12 protein-coding genes and 1 pseudogene are annotated in these 17588 nt (G+C 27.5%); 5 read left to right on the forward strand and 8 right to left on the reverse strand.

Annotation, left to right across the window (positions count from 1 at the left end):
- Positions 1-105 precede the first annotated feature (105 nt).
- Both BP769_RS00715 and BP769_RS00720 read left to right on the forward strand, forming a co-directional pair.
- On the forward strand, positions 106-2502 hold the full coding sequence (locus tag BP769_RS00715) for a DEAD/DEAH box helicase (RefSeq protein WP_413824662.1): 2397 nt from the start codon (positions 106-108) through the stop codon (positions 2500-2502).
- Positions 2503-2594: 92 nt separating this feature from the next.
- Positions 2595-3326, forward strand: a complete 732-nt coding sequence (locus tag BP769_RS00720) for a tRNA (adenine-N1)-methyltransferase (RefSeq protein ID WP_413824660.1) — start codon at positions 2595-2597, stop codon at positions 3324-3326.
- A 53-nt stretch (positions 3327-3379) separates the two neighbouring features.
- Here the strand turns inward: BP769_RS00720 and leuS are convergent, their stop codons facing one another.
- The gene (gene leuS / locus BP769_RS00725) at positions 3380-6244 is read right to left on the reverse strand and encodes a leucine--tRNA ligase (protein ID WP_413824657.1); all 2865 of its coding nucleotides are present in this window, start codon (positions 6242-6244) and stop codon (positions 3380-3382) included.
- Positions 6245-6295: 51 nt separating this feature from the next.
- Entirely contained in the window at positions 6296-7123 is an 828-nt protein-coding gene (locus tag BP769_RS00730; protein ID WP_413824654.1) for an NAD+ synthase, read from the reverse strand.
- A 215-nt stretch (positions 7124-7338) separates the two neighbouring features.
- Here BP769_RS00730 and BP769_RS00735 point away from each other — a divergent pair, with 215 nt between their 5' ends.
- Complete coding sequence (locus BP769_RS00735) at positions 7339-8346, forward strand: ArsA family ATPase (RefSeq protein WP_413824652.1); 1008 nt, start codon at positions 7339-7341, stop codon at positions 8344-8346.
- 186 nt (positions 8347-8532) lie between these two features.
- On the opposite strand, the gene BP769_RS00740 is transcribed toward BP769_RS00735, so the two are convergent.
- Both BP769_RS00740 and BP769_RS00745 read right to left on the reverse strand, forming a co-directional pair.
- Positions 8533-9165, reverse strand: coding sequence for a cobalt-precorrin-7 (C(5))-methyltransferase (locus tag BP769_RS00740; protein ID WP_413824650.1), 633 nt, complete (start codon positions 9163-9165; stop codon positions 8533-8535).
- Between the two features lie 20 nt (positions 9166-9185).
- On the reverse strand, positions 9186-9581 hold the full coding sequence (locus BP769_RS00745) for a winged helix-turn-helix transcriptional regulator (protein WP_413824647.1): 396 nt from the start codon (positions 9579-9581) through the stop codon (positions 9186-9188).
- A gap of 367 nt (positions 9582-9948) precedes the next feature.
- On the opposite strand from BP769_RS00745, the gene BP769_RS00750 reads away from it, so the two are divergent.
- Positions 9949-10353 (forward strand): pyridoxamine 5'-phosphate oxidase family protein, encoded by a 405-nt coding sequence (locus BP769_RS00750; protein WP_413824644.1) that lies wholly within the window; start codon positions 9949-9951, stop codon positions 10351-10353.
- 76 nt (positions 10354-10429) lie between these two features.
- Here the strand turns inward: BP769_RS00750 and BP769_RS00755 are convergent, their stop codons facing one another.
- Together BP769_RS00755 and BP769_RS00760 are read right to left on the reverse strand one after the other, a co-directional pair.
- Entirely contained in the window at positions 10430-12547 is a 2118-nt protein-coding gene (locus tag BP769_RS00755; protein ID WP_413861795.1) for a phage holin family protein, read from the reverse strand.
- Between the two features lie 210 nt (positions 12548-12757).
- Positions 12758-13597 (reverse strand): annotated as a pseudogene (locus BP769_RS00760) (metallophosphoesterase); the annotation flags it as partial.
- Between the two features lie 119 nt (positions 13598-13716).
- Between BP769_RS00760 and BP769_RS00765 the strand changes: the two are divergent.
- Positions 13717-14913 carry a TIGR00375 family protein gene (locus tag BP769_RS00765; RefSeq protein ID WP_413824639.1) on the forward strand — a complete coding sequence of 399 codons (1197 nt, stop codon included), beginning with the start codon at positions 13717-13719 and terminating at the stop codon, positions 14911-14913.
- Between the two features lie 10 nt (positions 14914-14923).
- Here BP769_RS00765 and BP769_RS00770 read toward each other — a convergent pair whose 3' ends face one another.
- Together BP769_RS00770 and BP769_RS00775 are read right to left on the reverse strand one after the other, a co-directional pair.
- Positions 14924-16957 (reverse strand): heavy metal translocating P-type ATPase, encoded by a 2034-nt coding sequence (locus BP769_RS00770; RefSeq protein ID WP_413826733.1) that lies wholly within the window; start codon positions 16955-16957, stop codon positions 14924-14926.
- Positions 16947-17297 carry an ArsR/SmtB family transcription factor gene (locus BP769_RS00775; protein WP_413826730.1) on the reverse strand — a complete coding sequence of 117 codons (351 nt, stop codon included), beginning with the start codon at positions 17295-17297 and terminating at the stop codon, positions 16947-16949. Before BP769_RS00775 ends, BP769_RS00770 begins: the two co-directional genes overlap by 11 nt.
- Positions 17298-17588 lie beyond the last annotated feature (291 nt).

Raw genomic sequence — 17588 nt, forward strand, 5'->3', positions numbered from 1 at the left:
TATTATTCTACTTATTGGTACTTTTTTTTAAAAAAATTGGTGTTTTGTAACTATTTTAAAAAGTTTTGATTAATTATTTAAAGTATTAAGCATTATATTATATTTATGGTAAATTTTATCGAGCATAAATTGATACGACCTAAAACTGCTGAAGCTAGAACTTATCAACAAATATTAGCTGCTGATGTATTAACAGAGGGTAATACAATGATTGTTGCTCCAACTGCATTAGGGAAAACTTTAGTGGCTGTTCTTGTTGCTGCAGAGAGGTTAGATAAATTAAAATCATCTAAAGTTCTAATTTTGGCACCTAGTAAACCATTAGCGATACAACATGAAGAAAATTTTAAAAAGTTTCTAATACCTAAATGTACATCTATTACTGGTTCTGTTAAAACTGAAGAAAGATCTAAAAGATGGGATGAATCTCAAATTATATGTGCAACTCCACAAACTGTTGAGTCTGATTTATTAAATAATCGTTATTCTTTAGAAAATGTTTCATTAGTAGTTTTTGATGAATGTCATCATGCCGTAGGTTCTTATTCTTATGTTTATTTAGCTTCTAGGTATGTTAAAGAAGCTAAGAATCATTTAATTTTAGGATTAACTGCATCACCAGGTTATGATAAATCTAAAATCAATGAGGTTTGTCAAAATCTTTTTATTCAAAAAGTTAAAATTAAAACTGAAGATGATCCTGATGTTAAACCTTATTTTAATCCTATTGAAATAGATTGGGTTCAGATTAAATTAGGTAAAGAATTGGAAAGAATTAAAGAACTTCTTAATAAAGCTTTAAAACTCCGTTTGAAAGGTTTAAAATCTTTAGGTGTAATAAATACTATATCTGTTAATAAAAGGGATGTTTTACAAGCTAGAGGTCGTGTCCAAAATAGAATTGCTCGTTCTACTAACCCTCCTAAGCAATGTTATCAGGCTATGTCTATTTTAAGTGCTGTGATTAATGTTCAACATTCATTAGTTCTTTTAGAAACACAAGGGGTTAATACTTTTAATCAATATGTTAAAAGGTTGAGAAAGAAGAATACTAAAGCTGCAAAAAATTTATTATTAGATCCTAATTTTACTAAAGCAATAAGATTAGCACATGAAGCAGAAGAAAAAGGAATTGAACATCCAAAGTTGCAAAAATTAGTAGAAATTCTTAAAAAAGAGTTAGGTGTAGATGATAATCAAACTAGATTAAAATCTATGCGGGATACTCAAGATAATGTAAAAATTCCTAAGATTATAGTTTTTACTCAGTTTAGGGATACACTTGAAATGTTACATCAAAGATGTGAAAAAGAGGGTATTAAAAGTGTAAAATTTTTTGGTCAAGGTACACGAGATGGTGAAAAAGGTTTAACTCAAAAAGAACAAAAAAATATCATTAAATCTTTTAAGACTGGTTCTTATGATGTTTTACTTTCAACAAGTGTTGCTGAAGAAGGTATTGATATTCCTGCAGTTGATTTAGTTATTTTATATGAACCTGTCCCATCTGAAGTTCGTATGATACAAAGAAGAGGACGTACTGGACGTAAAAATACTGGTAAAATGAAGGTTTTAATAACAAAAGGAACTAGGGATGAAGGTTATTATTGGGCTGCTGTTAATAAAGAAAAGAAGATGAAAAAACAATTATTAACTAAGGACGCAATAGATGGTTTGGATTTAAATGCTAAGGAACTTATTGAAAGTGTTAAATCAGAAAAATCTGGTAAACCTAAAATTGAAGATGATAAATTAGATGAAGAACTTGTAGGTGATGATAATAAAGAAATTAGCATTGAGGGAAACTTAGATCTTAGTCCTAAAAATAAAAACTTACTTGTGTATGTTGATTCCAGAGAAGGAAATTCTAATGTTATTCGTGATTTAGATTTAATTGATGTTGATGTTAAAATTAAAGCTTTAACTGTTGCGGACTATCAAATTAGTGATGATGTAGCTATTGAACGTAAAACTGCAAAAGACTTTGTAGATTCTATTGTAGATAAACGTCTTTTTAAACAGGCAAGAATGATGATGGAAGAATTTAAAAAACCTATAATGATTTTAGAAGGTGATGATTTTTATACTGGATTTATTAATCCAAATGCTATTCGAGGATCCATTGCGTCTATAGCTTTAGATTTTGGAATAAGTATTATTCCTACAAGAAGTTCAGAAGATACTGCTGCAATGATTAAAAGAATTGCTGCTCGTGAACAGAAAGGGGAAAGACCTAATATTCAGTTAAGAACTGAGAGAAAACCTGTAAATTTATGGGAACAACAATTATTTATTGTTGAATCTTTACCTCATATTGGTCCTGTAAGTGCTAAAAATTTATTAGAACATTTTGGATCAGTTGAAAATGTTATAAATGCATCTGAAGATGAATTACAAGAAGTTGAGGGTATAGGTAAAAAAATTGCTAAAGAAATTAGAAAAGTTTTAAATGAGCAATATTTAAATTTTAAAAAAGAAATTAAAGATCAAAAGTTAATGTAAAAGATAGAAATGTATACAATAGAATTTTTTATTAAAAAAAATAGTATACAATAGAATAATAAAATTAAGTTAATAATTAAAATGGTGATTTTTTGAAGATTTTAATGGACGAAAGAGGTAAAAAATATTTACTTAAAGAAGATAGAGAATTCCAAACAGATTTAGGTATAATAAAAAAAGAGCAGATGGAAAGAGCAACTATAGGTGATGAGGTAGTTACACATTTAGGGAAAAAATATAAAATTATTAAACCTACTGTTAATGATTTCATTGATTTAATGGATAGAAGATGTTCTATACTTATTCAAAAGGATATTGGGGTTGTTTTAGCACATACTGGTCTAGGTGCTGGTGATAGAGTAATTGATGCTGGAACAGGTGCAGGAGCTATAGCTTTAAATTTTGGTAATGTTGTTGGAGAAAAGGGTAAAGTGTTTTCATATGAAATTCGAGAAGATTTTGCTCAAGTAGCTAAAAAAAATATAGATGATTTTGGAATAACAAATATTGAAATTAAAAATAAGGATATTAAACAAGGGATAGATGAAGAAGAAATAGATTTAGTATTTTTAGATCTTCCAAAACCTTTTGAAATCTTTGAGGATGTTTATAAAAATTTAAGGTTAGGAGGATGGTTAGCAGTTTATGCTCCATATATTCAACAAGCTGAGATTAGTTATAAAATATCTAAAAAAGTAGGTTTCTCTGATATAAAGATTCTTGAAACTTTAGAACGTGAAATGGAAGTTAGACCTCAAGGGACTCGTCCAAAAACAAGAATGGTTGGACATAGTGGGTATTTAATTTTTGCACGTAAATTATAATAAAAAAAAAGTAAAGTTTTAGGGTTGGTAAAATATTACCAAATCCCTTTTTTTTATTCCATATATATAGCTGGTTTATAAGGAATTGCATTTTTAGCCTTATTTTTAGGATCATAACTATCATCTGTATGGATAATTATTTTAGAGTTACATTCTTCTTCTATATAATCTGTAGCATCAGTAATTATTTTTAATTCATCAATTTTACCAATATATTTAGTTTTTGTAACTTCTCTACCTAATTTTTTAGCTGTAGTTGCGATTTCCTTTTTGTTGTCATGGATATTTTCCGCAATAGCTTTTCCCATTATTTTTCCAATATCTGGTTTTCCTACTTCATCAGCTATTTTATATAAATCCCATTTCCATTCTGGAGATAAATATAAGTGAACTTTTTCTATATTGTTTCCAACCATGTTTTTGATTTCAGTTATGTCTTTAACAAGGTTTTGTATAATAAGTTCTGATCTTTCTATTTTTGGATTTATTAAAGATTCATCATATTTTGGCCATTCAGCTTCAGATATAAATCCTTTTCCTCCATGTTTACTCCATATTTCTTCACAAGTATGTGGTGTGAATGGGGATAATAATCTTAACCAGGATTCTAAAACAGTTGATAATACATATATCATACCAGGATCTTTAGTATTGATTAAATGTTTTGTTCTATACATATAATGATCTAAATCTTTTTTAAGAAGGAAAAATGATTCTTGTAATGCTTTTCTTGTTTGGAATACTTCTAATGCTTCAGTAGCATTTTTAATTCTGAGGTTTAGTTGGTTTATCATCCATAAATCAATTGTTCTAGTTAATTCCACTTTGTCAATCTTATTTAAATCAATTGGTTCGTTTTTAATTTCTTCAATTTTTGTTGCAAATTCTTTAAACCAATTTAATTTTCTTTTTGTTCCTAAAACCTCTTTTTCTCTCCAATCGAAATCTTGCCATGGTTCAGCAGATGACATTAAGAATAATCTTACAACATCTGCAGAGTAATCTTTTATTGCATCTTTTAGTAATATAATATTACCTTTTGATGAAGACATTTTATTTCCTTCAAGTAATCCCATTCCGAAGACAACTGTTCCTTGTGGCCATTTTTCTTTAGGGAAAATAGCTCCGTGGTGGAACATTAAAAAGCTTAAATGGTTTCCTACTAAATCTTTTGCAGATAGTCTCCAATCTAATGGGTACCAGTAGTTAAATTCGTCTTGAATTTCTTTTACTTTTTCAGGTTCTAATTTTATTTCTTCATTATTTTCTGGTTCTTTATTTAAAAATACTTTATCAAAAAATGCAGGTGTTAATATTTCAGGATCCATATTTTTTAGATATTTTGCTATAGTATAATAAGACATGTATATTGTAGAATCTGATAATGGTTCAATTAACCATTGTTTGTCCCATGGTAAGTGTGTACCTAATCCTAATCTTCTGGAACAAGCCCAATCTTCTAACCATCCTAAATAATATTCAAAATTTGATTTAACTTCTCCAGGTATTATGGTTTCTCCTTCTAATACTTCTCTTGCTGTGTTTGTCCATTCTTCATCAGAATATCTTAAAAACCATTGGTTATCCATTACTTTAACTACACAACGTTCTCCACATCTACATATCACTGGTCTTTCTGAAAAGTCATACATTTTTCCTGCTTGATTGTTTTCAAGCATTTGGTCTCTTATTTCATTTCTTGCAGTGACTACACTTTCTCCAGCAAATTCTGGGATGTCTTCTCTTATACGGCCTTTGTTATGTTCTGTTTTGTATAATTCATTGGTTGCTTCTTGAAGTTTAGGATCTTCTTGGTTTTTGATTCCTAATTTTTCTATAACATCTTTAGCAGGTATGTCCCCATATTTTTTGAGTTTTATTACTGGTATAGGTTCTATTTTTGCTACTGTTTCTTCTAATCCATAATTTTTTAGTAGTGCTTTGTTTTCCTTTAAATCTTTTAATGCAATATAATCTGCTGGTGCATGGGCTGGTACGGAGAATACGGTTCCGCTACCATATTCGGCATCTACAAAACTAGCTGGTAATAATGGTAGTTTTTCATTTGTTATTGGATTTGTAACATATTTTCCTATGTATGGGGTCATGTCTATTTGACCTAATATTTCTAAACCATTAATTTGATTTGATAAGTTATCGTATGCTGTTCTGCTTATTATCCAAGTTTCATTTTCATTTTTAACTTCAATGTATTCTACATCGGGGTTTATCCATAGGTTTGTTGCACCATATATTGTTTCTGGTCTGAATGTAGCAGGTACTAATATTTTACCGTCTATTTCAAATTTAAGTAGTGTTAGTTCATTTATACTTACTCCTTCTCCTTCAAGTAAGTCATGGTCTCCTACAGGATTTTTGTCTCTTGGACAGTATTTTACTGGGTGTTTTCCTTTTGTTATTAAACCTTTATCATATAATTTTGTTATTTGCCATGTTACAAATTTTTGGTATGTAGGGTCTATTGTTCTGAACTCTCTTCTCCAGTCTATGGAAAATCCCATATCGTCCATTACTTCATGGTATTCATTACTAAAATATTTTACTATGAATTCAGGGTCTTCTAATTGGGGTAATGTTTCTTTTGGTACTCTGTGAACCTTTTCATATAATTCCATTGTCCATGGATCTTTTCTTTTTATTCTACTTGCTATTCCTATTACTGGTGCACCGGTTACATGCCATGCCATTGGGAAGAGTACATTATATCCTTCCATTCTTTTAAATCTTGCATATACATCAGGAACTGTGTATGTTCTTCCATGTCCAATATGCATTGCTCCACTTGGGTATGGGAATGCAACTGTTAAGTATAATTTTTTTCTTTCATCTGGGTCTGATTGAAATAGCTTAGCATCTTCCCATTTTTTTTGCCATTTCTTTTCTATATCATTTGTCACTGAATTCACCGTTTAATATTTTTATAATTTTTTTTTAAAGTAAAATGTTATTTAAATTAATTTTCCACTAGTTCTTGGACTTTGAGGAGATTCAACTTTATGTCTACTATTTACTATCTTAGATCTAATCCTATTAATTTCCTCAATGCTTAAATCAATATTTTTTATTATCTCATCATTATCCATATTCTTGTCAATAATCATATATAATAAAGAGTCTAATTTATCATAACTTAAACCAATTTCATCTTCATCTTTTTGACCAGGCCATAAACCTGCTCTAGGAGGCTTAGAAATTATATCTTCAGGAATACCCCAATCTTTAGCTAAAATTCTAAGTTGAGTTTTATAAATATCCCCAATTGGTTCAATATCACAACCACCATCACCATATTTAGTGAAATATCCAATAAGTAATTCACTTCTATTACCTGTACCAATAACAATATAATTTTTTAAATTAGCATAATAATATAATAAAGACATTCTTATTCTTGCTTTCAGATTACCACTTGCAACTTTGAAAATATCCTCATTAATATAATCTAATTTTTTTATATTCTCAGTATCTGTAATATTAAAAAATTCATTTGAAATTGTATCGATAGAAACCTCAATATATCTAATATCTAATATGTTTGCCATTAAACGAGCATGTTTTCTATCTTCATCAGGAGTTGTTGAACTGTACATATGAATTCCAAAAACATTTTCTTTACCGACAGCTTCAACTGATAATAATCCACTTACACTTGAATCGATTCCACCACTTAATCCAACAACAATACCTTTAGCATGTGCATTAGAAACAGTTTCTTTTATAAAATCGATAATTTCATTTTTAGCTTTTTCACTATTGATTTCAGGTAATTCTAACATAATATCACTAGATTATTATTATTAATAAAAAAATTATAATAATAATATTTTATATTTAATTTATTTAATAATTATCTAATTAAACCAAAAATTTTAAAAACTTTTATTAACTAAAAAAAATCAATTAATATTTTAAGTTTAAAAAAAATAATGATAATTTATATTATAAACTAAAAAAAAATAAAAAAAGTATATAATGGAGAGTGCATTTAAAAATGGCATTTAAAGATTTATTTAAATTTAAAAATGGTCAAACAACTTTCATGTTTGTAGGTGGAAAAGGAGGAGTTGGAAAAACAAGTGTTTCATGTTCAACAGCTTTATGGTTAGCTAAAAAAGGTAAAAATACATTATTAGTTTCAACAGATCCAGCACACTCATTATCTGATTCTTTAGAAGTTAATATAGGACCATATCCTGTAGAAGTTACAGAAAATTTACATGCAATTGAAATAGACCCCGACATGGCTATGGAACAAAAACAACAACAAATCAATAGTCAAAAAGCTAGAGCCACAGCAGATAAAATGGCAGGCCTAGATTTTTTAGGGGATCAAATGGATTTAGCATCTTCATCTCCTGGAGCTGATGAAGCAGCAGCATTTGAAGTTTTCATGGGACTTTTAACAAATAATGAATATGATATAGTAGTATTTGATACAGCACCAACCGGCCATACATTAAGATTATTATCCTTCCCAGAAGTTATGGATTCATGGGTAGGTAAATTATATAAAGCTAAAACAAAATTAGGTGAAGCTTCATCAAAATTAAAAGGAATAATTCCCTTCATGGATCCAAATGATGATGTAGCATCAACTGCAGAATTAGAAGCAACAAAAAGACAAATAAATGAAGCAAAAAAAGTATTATCTGATCCTGAAAGAACAACATTTAAAATGGTAGTAATTCCTGAAGAAATGAGTATTTATGAATCAGAAAGAGCTATTGAAGCACTTGAAAAATTTGATATAACAGTTGATGGAATAGTTGTTAATCAAGTAATGCCAGATATTACAGATTGTGATTTTTGTCATTCAAGACACACATTACAACAAAAACGTTTAGCATTAATAAATCAAAAATTCAAAGAACAAGAAGTTACACAAATTCCTTTATTTAAAGATGAAGTTAAAGGAATTGATAAACTTAATAATTTAGCTGAAATATTATATGAAGGTAAAATCAACGATGAAGTAAAAAGAGATACTATACAATTATAAAAATAATTAAAATTTTTATAATTTACTTTTTTTTTACAACTACAATCCTTACAAAGTGAAAATTCATCTTTCACATAAATATTTTTTTTTACAAATACAATACTTACAAAGTGAAAATTTATCTTTCACATAAATATTTTTTTTACAAATACAAAAATATTCTAATTAAATCCATTAAACCAAGCTTTATATAATCATAACACACATATAAGTAAATTCACTATTTGCTATTTCTTTTAAATTAGATTTAACTATTCGTTCTTCAGGATAACTGAGTCTTTCACATACAATTACTTCTCTATTAGGATTAACATCATTATCTAAAAGAAATTTTGCCATATCCTTAACTTTACGTGAAGGTAATGCAATTGTTGTTTTACCATTATTTATATATTGTAAAATATCTTCAATATTTTCCCTACCATGAAATGTTATAATATTTGCTTCATCCCAATTAATATGATTTTTAGATGCAGCTAACTGTAGGGAACTTATTCCAGGAATAACATTTATATTATCTATATTGAATCCTTTTTCGTTACTTATTCGTTTTATAGGTTTAAGAACACCTGAAAATCCTGGATCTCCAGTTGATAATATAGTGATATTTTTACCTTCTTTGGCCATTTCAACTGATTCTTCCAATTTTTTTGTCAAATCTTTAACATTAAATACTATATACTCCTTTTTGTTTTCAAACAAATCAAGTGCTCTTTGGCTGCCTATAGTTATATCTGAATTTTCAACAGTTTCTATTGCATTTTGTGTTAAATATTCTTTAGATCCAGGTCCTACACCTACTATATTTAGTTTTCCCATATTAATCAGTTTTTTTTATTTTATTCTTCAATATTTAAAGCTTTTTTGAAGTTATTTTTTATAGTTTTATTAACTTCTACATTTTCATATTCTTCATAATCACATTTATCTAAAGTGAACATAGCTAATTCATATATTATTTTATTCATACTTTTTCCACGTTCAGTTAAATAATATTCTGTTGTCACTGGGCTTGTGCTTAAGACTTTTTTTTCTATAAGATTATTCTCTTCCATATTTTTTAAGCAATTTGATAGTACTTTATTACTTAGTCCTGGTTTATTTTCTAAAAATTCTTTAAAGTGTTTTTTCCCAAAAAACAGGTCTCTAATTATTTGGATTGTCCATTTTTTATTAATTAATTCTAAAGCTTTATCCACAGGACAATTTATTCCACAATTTTTAGTTTTTGTCATGAAACTTTTTCTCCTAAATATTTAAAAATTTTTAATGAATCAGTTATAATTAATTATAATTTTGAATATATAAAAAATTTATATTTTTTAATTTTTTGGTTACTGAATAGTTACTAAGTAACTTTTCAGTTACAATTTTTTTAAATAATAGATTATACTGGATATAATATAATAATTATAATTTATTGGTTACTTAAAGGTAACTTAGTTACTAAAAAGTTATAAAATCTTTATAAACCTCTTTGTTAATATTTTAATATGAAGTTAATTAGTTAATTTCAATATAATAAGTTATTAAGAATTTTTTAAAATATTTTATAATATTACATAAAAAAGAAGAATTTAATTATTAAGGAGAAAAATTATCATGAATGATGTAATAAATTTTTTAAAAGAAAATCCAATTCAATATGTAGCAACTGTGGGATTAGATGGAAATGCAAAAGTAAGACCTTTAATGTTCTATCTTGAATCTAATGGGAAATTATTTTTTTGTACAAATAATCAAAAACCAGTATATAATGAATTAAAAGAAAACCCAAATTTTGAACTTGTAGTTGCAAATTCTGAATTTAAATGGTGTAGAATAAGTGGTAGAGCCGAATTTGTAGATGATATTGATATAAAACAAAAAATTATAGATTCTAATGAATTGGTAAAAACACTTTATCAAACACCAGATAACCCAATTTTTGAAGCATTTTATATTAAAGATGGAAAAGCTGTTATAAGAGATTTTTCAGGAGAACCTCCTAAAAAATATGATTTATAATTAAAATAATAAATTTTCAAAAATTATTTTTTTTAAAAAAGTGGAAAAAAATTTTACTTTAGTTGGTAAAATTTTTTTATTTTCCATGATTTAAATTTTTAGTAATATTTTCAGAATTCCTATATTTCAATATTTCACTTTTAAGTACTTTATAAACATTTTCAGCACTAATCAATGGGTTTGGAACATCCCATTCTACTGGATGTAACATAAATGGTTTACTTTGTGTTCCACCTATTCCTCCATGACTTCCAACTAATTCTTCAAATGCACAAATTTCTTCAGTTTCAGGATTATAGAAACTGTTTACTAAAATATCAGGAGTATATTTAAAACTATTACTTCTACGTAAATGTTGTGGAGCATTTTCACCAAATACTTCCAATGGATTTTCTCCTTCAATTTCATCTTCATTTAAATAGTAAACACCGTTAGCACCAATAGCCATTGGACCGAATTCTTCAGAATCTACCATTATAAAACCAATACCTTCTTGTTTAACAAGTCCAGGTATAAGATTTGGGAATAAATTTTTAATTTTTTCATAGGATAATCTTTCTTTAAATTGTGTTAAATAAACCATTGCTAAATTTCCTGAGGCTAATACTATAACTTCAGATTCTTCTGGTTTTTTATTTTCAGTTCGGAAAACTTTTTCATTAGTAACATACTCTAAAACATCTTCAGTTCTATCTGTAATGTTATCTATACCATTTTTAATAGAATCTCTTGCACCTTTAAATGGTGAAAACATTTTTGAATAGTTCTCATTAGAATCCATATTACTATATAAAGTCATATCTTCAGGTAATAAACTTCTTACATAGTTTTCAAAACTAATTCCATATCTTTGTTTAAATGTAGCACCATTTCCTTGTCCATGATCAGATTGTATTACAAATTTATATGGTCTATCTGCATATTCGCTTGCTTTTTCTAAACGGTTAAACTGTTTATCTAATTGTTTTAAACATTTAAATGAATCATTATCCCTTATTCCTGTATGATGTGCTATTTCATCATACCCTAAATATGTTGCATAAGTAATGTCAATATCTCCTACTAACATGTCTCCCATAATTGTTTCAGTGGTTATTTCTCTCATAAGAACATTAGCACCTGCTCTTGTAGGTATAAATGTTAAACCTCTTCTAATACGAGGTTGAACATTTCTTAACCAGTGAGTTATTTGTGAGATAATTTCTAATATCATTTCCCAAAAGAATAATATAATTATACTTGGAAATCTGTTAGGATTTGCGAAGAGGTAATACCAAGTTGTGTTGTAAAATTTTTTAAGATTTTTTATTTTACTAAAGGTTAATACTACATCATCAGTATCTCCTGAAAATAAGTTGGAACGGCTTGCACCATCATCTACTAGTAAACCATTCCCATCGGATATTCTTTTTTCTATCATTGGAGCATCTGAAAATCCTGTAGATGTTACAATTTGATTATTATGTTCTTTTTCAACCCATCTAAATGCTGTAATATTTTCATTGTTTCCGTGTAAGATACCTGCTTGACTAGCACCTGTTTGGCTTGAAAGATCAGTTTCCCATTCTGTGACTGTATGACTTCCTCTTTTTACCCACTTAGATAATGTTGGCATATATCCTTTTTTCATTGCTTCTTCAAAAATTTCTTTTGCTAATCCATCAATTTCTAAAATTATTATTCCTGGGTATGTTTTTGTTGTAGGATGTCGTTTTTTAATTAAATCTCTAGTTACAGTTCTATAATATGAACTTTCACTATCTAATGTAAGTACTGCTGAGAGAATTGTTGTTATTAATGCCATTCCTAAAGGTGCTAAAATAAGTGCAGGTCCCTCAATAGTTAATCCTGGAGTAAATAAACTTAAAAGATAAATTAATAATCCATCCATTATTAAGGTTCCTATTCCAATTGTATATACTAGGAAAGGTAGGAAAAGTCTTGTTAGTAATGGCCAAATTAATGCATTGATAATTGCTAATGCTATTACTGCAACTACTGCAGTTTCCCAACTTGTTACAACCAATCCTACATTTGCATGTGCTATTAATAAGAACCCTATAATTTCTCCAATTAAAACTACAATTGACCTTCCGATTTTTGCTTTACTACTTACTTTTTCAGGTTCTACTGGTTCGTTTGTTATGTAATTAGTTGTTTCTTTTATTTTTGGTCTAATATCTTTAGGATCCATTTTAATCAATTTTACATTTCCTTTTAATTAAAATTATTCACGCTTTAATAATTTATTTAAACCTTTTTCAAATTTTTCATAGGTTTCTGAATTTTTATACATTGATTCTATATTCTCTAAACTTAATGCAAGAATATTTTCATTTGTTTGTCCTTTATTTTCATCTTCTTCTAATGATTCTTTTTCACGTAGTTTTTCCTGAACAATTGGACTTTTTAAATGGAAAATAGTTATTTCAGGTGGACAATTAAGTCTAAACCAAAAAATATTAGTACCTAAGCCACGACTTGTGTATTGAATCATATTACCTACTTTATATTTTCCTACAGGATATTTTCTGGAGTAAGAACCTCTAAAAAGTGTAGTATTTATTCCGGGTATAATAAATTGTCCTCCATGGGAATGTCCAGATATTTGTAGGCTAAATTTTCTACTAAGTGAACTTAAATCTGCAAAATCAGGTTCATGGGCAAGTAAAATAGCAGCACTTTCGTCAGGAATTTTAGTTAAAACTTTTCCAAGATTATCTTCACCAACCATCATACTATCCACACCTGCAACATATAATTCATGGCCTTCTTTATTTAACACAAAAACATCATTACTAACATTATGAATATTTGCATTTTTTAATACTTTTTTGATTGTTTCAGGATTTAACCAATGGTCATGATTTCCAAGTACGGCTAATGAAACATCCTTAGGTTTTAACTTTTTTAAGGAATCTTCTAAATCGTCTTTAACATCATCTATATTATAGGATACATAGTCTCCAGTTAAAGTTACCATATCTGGTTTATGGGAATTTACAATATCAACTACACCATTCAAATATTCTGGTGTCATCCATTGCCCAAGGTGAATATCACACAAGTTAATTATTTTATAATTATGGAAAATAGGATTTAAATTTTTTATTTCTATATCAATGTTTATAACTTCAAAATCTTCAGGATTAAATGTAATGTTTTTCACTTTTTCCCTTGTAGCAGTCATAACTTCTTGAATAGTTTGTTTAGCTTCAAAAGCTGCTGGTTTTTTTTCACTCAATAAAATCACTATGTATTAGTTACTTGTAATTACTTTTATTGTTTTGAAATAATTTATACTTTTTTCTAGTTTTTGATTTTCTATAATTTCATATATTAAAAAATTCAAATAGAATACTCATGTTAGTTAATGCGGATTTACATATTCATAGTTGTTTTTCTATGGCAACATCTAAAGATATGTTAATTAATAATATTGCTCCTAAAAGTAAAGAAAAAGGTTTGAATCTTGTTGGTACTGGGGATGCTTTTCATCCTGGATGGTTAAATATAATTGAAGAAAGTACTGAGTATAAAGGTGATGGGGTTTATTCAAAAGATGAATGTGACTTTATTTTAACTACTGAAGTTGAGGGTAAAAGTCGAATTCATCATTTAATTTTCCTACCTACAATAGAAATTGCTCGTGAATTGTCTGATAAATTAGTTTCAAAAAATAAAAATTCAGATGGTAGGCCAAGAACCAAAATGGGTGGTGCTGAAATATTAGAAATGGTTAAAGAGTATGATTGTATGATTGGTCCTGCTCATGCTTTCACTCCTTGGACTGGAATGTATAAATCTTTTGATAGTATTTATGATTGTTATGATAAAAAACCTGATTTTATAGAATTAGGTTTATCTGCTGATACTAATATGGCGGATACAGTAAGTGAACTTCAAGATTTTGTATTTCTTTCAAATTCTGATGCTCATTCTCCATGGCCTCATCGTTTAGGTAGAGAATTTAATCAAATTGAAATGGATGATATATCATATTCTTCTCTTAAAAAATCTATTAAAAATAAAAAAGTTACTAAAAATTATGGTTTATATCCTAATTTAGGAAAGTACCATATGACTGCATGTACTAAATGTCATAAGTTAATTGATCCTTTAATAGCTAAAGAAGATAAGATGAAATGTACCTGTGGAGGTAAAATTAAAAAAGGTGTTGATTATAGGATAAATGAGATTTCATCTTGGAAAGAACCTCATCATCCAAAACATCGTCCGGATTATGTTCATTTAATGCCTATGGCTGAAATTATTAGTACAATTTATGATAAAGGAGTTACTACTAAATTTGTTCAAGGTAAATGGCAAAAATTAGTAAATGCTTTTGGTCCAGAGATTACAATTTTAATTAATACACCTATTGAAGAGATTGAAAAAATTGATTTAGAAACTTCTAAAGCTATTGAAGCTTTTAGGAATGGAACTGTTAATGTTATTCCTGGAGGTGGAGGTAAATATGGTGAAATTTCTTTTGATAAAGAATTAATACCTAGAGAAACTGAATCTATAGATAAAAGACTTACTCTAGATAATTTTTAATTCCTTTTTTTTAATTTATTGTGATATTTTTTTGTTTGAATTTAGAAGCTCTTAATGCATTTCCTACTGCAATTAATGTTAATCCCATATCACCGATTAATACAGCTTCCCATAATTCAACATAACCACAAATTCCTAAAATGATTAATAATCCTTTAACTGTTAATGTTAATATGATGTTTTCTTTAACAATGTTCATGGTTTTTTTAGCTAAATTTATAATATAATCTATTTTACTTATATCATCATTTATAAGAATAATATCTCCTGTTTCTATTGCTGCATCTGCTCCTTCCATTCCCATTGCGATTCCTACATTTGCTCTTGCAAGTGATGGTGTATCATTTACTCCATCTCCTACCATTGCAACATTACTGTATTCTTTTATCATTTCTTCTGTAATATTCACTTTATCTTCTGGTAGGAGATTACTGTAATATTTATCTAATCCAGTTAAAGATGCTACATTTGCTGCAATTTCATTATTATCTCCTGTTAGCATTATTGTTTTAATGTTTTTATTTTGTAGTTGTTTAATTGTATTTGGGGTTTTTTCTCTGATTTTATCTGCTAAACTTATAATTCCAAGGATTTCTTTTTCATTACTTAATATTATGCTTGTTTTGTTATTGTTTGAATTTTTATTTTGTAAGCTTTGAATTTTTTTGTCAAATTCTGGGTTGAATTGGAATAATTCTTTTTTACCTATATAATATTTTGTATTATTTATTGTACCTTCTAATCCTTGTCCAGATATTGATTTAAAGTTTTCTACATTTCCTAAATTTATATTATTTTTTGATTTATATTCATTAAATGCTTTAGCAATAGGGTGTTTAGATTTATTTTCTAAACTGCATGCTATTTTTATTATTTCGTCTTTTTTAAATTGTGGTGTAGTGATTATGGATCTTATTTCTAGTTTCCCTTCTGTTAATGTTCCTGTTTTATCGAATAATATTGCTTTTATATTATTTAGCTCTTCGATATATTCTCCACCTTTTATTATAATTCCATTTTTGGTTCCTGCAGTTAAAGCTGAAACCATTGATAGGGGTGTTGAAATTACTAATGCACATGGGCAAGAGATCACTAATAAAACTAATGCTCTATATATCCATGTATTAAATGTTTGTTGTAAAATTAATGGGGGGATAATTGCTATAATTATGGCTAATAATACTACGGTAGGTGTATAATATTTTGCGAATTTATCAATAAATAAATCTATATGTGCTTTTTTTTCTTCTGATTCTTTGATTAAATCTATTATTTTAGCGAATATTGTATTGTTTGAGGATTTAGTTACTTTTATTTCAATGTATCCTTCTTCATTTATTGTGGAGGCGTATACTTCGTCTCCTATTTCTTTATTTATTGCTAAACTTTCTCCTGTGATTGATGCTTGATTTACAGTTGTGTTTCCATTTATTATTATACCATCAACTGGGATTTTGTCTCCAGGTTTTACAATTACTATGTCATTTTTTTCTACTTGGTCAATGTTTATTTCTATTTCCTTTCCATTTTTTTTAATGGTTGCTTTATCTGGACTTAATTTTATTAAGTTGCTTATTGATTTTTTTGATTTATCTATTGATAAATCTTCTATGAATTCGGCTATGTAAAATAATAATATTAATATGGATCCTTCTAATCCATCTCCTAATAAAAATGCTCCTATTGTTGCTATTGTTACTAGTAATTCTATTTTTATTTCTTTGTTTAGTAATGATTTTATTCCATGTGTTATGATTTCTTTTCCAACTATTATGACTTCTATTAATAATATTATTTGTGATATTAAGTTTGAGGATAGTGATCCTATTTGGAATGTTGTAAATTTATTGATATATATTCCTATTATAAAGATTATTAATCCTATAATTATTGTATAAATTGATTTTTTGTAACTTTCAGGTTCTTCTTCTATATTTTCTAGTATTCCTTTTTCACATGAGCATTCTTCGTGTTCATGTTTGTGTGTACATGATTTGCTATGAGTGTGTTCACTGTTTTCATGTTCATGATGGTTATTTCTCATATTCTTCAGCTTCTTTTATTAACTTGGTTATTTGCTCGTTGTTTAATGAATAAAATACTCTTTTATTTTTTTTTCTGAATTTTACCATGTCATTACTTCTTAATAATCTTAATTGATGGGATATGCTTGATTGACTCATATCTAAAAGTAATGATAGTTCACATACACATAATTCTTCGTGTTCTAGTGCAGAAATTATTCTTAATCTGTTGTAGTCCCCTAATAGTTTGAATAATTTTGCTATTTCGTTGTATGTTTCTTCTGTTTTCATTTTTTTATTTACTGTTTCGAGTAAATCTTCTCTTATACTTTTGATTTCACAAATATTCTCTTCAGTCATATGAATATCTATTCATATGTACATATATAAATGTTTTTGTTTTTTAAAAAAAATATTATTAAGAAATTAAAGAAAAATTTTTTAAAAATATAATAAAGTATAATAAAAATTAGAAATTCATATAAAAATTTTGTTTTAAAAATATTATGGCTTTGTAGAAACCCTATTTTTTTGGTAGTTGTGTTGATCTGTGGATGTTGTAGATTAGGTTTTTGAGTTTTGTTTCTTTGTTTGATAGGTTTCGTGTTCGGCTTCGGTTTGTTCCGTTAAATAGTCTTTTGATTACGCTGA

Source organism: Methanobrevibacter sp. UBA417, assembly GCF_002508845.1.
GTDB lineage: Archaea > Methanobacteriota > Methanobacteria > Methanobacteriales > Methanobacteriaceae > Methanobrevibacter_A > Methanobrevibacter_A acididurans.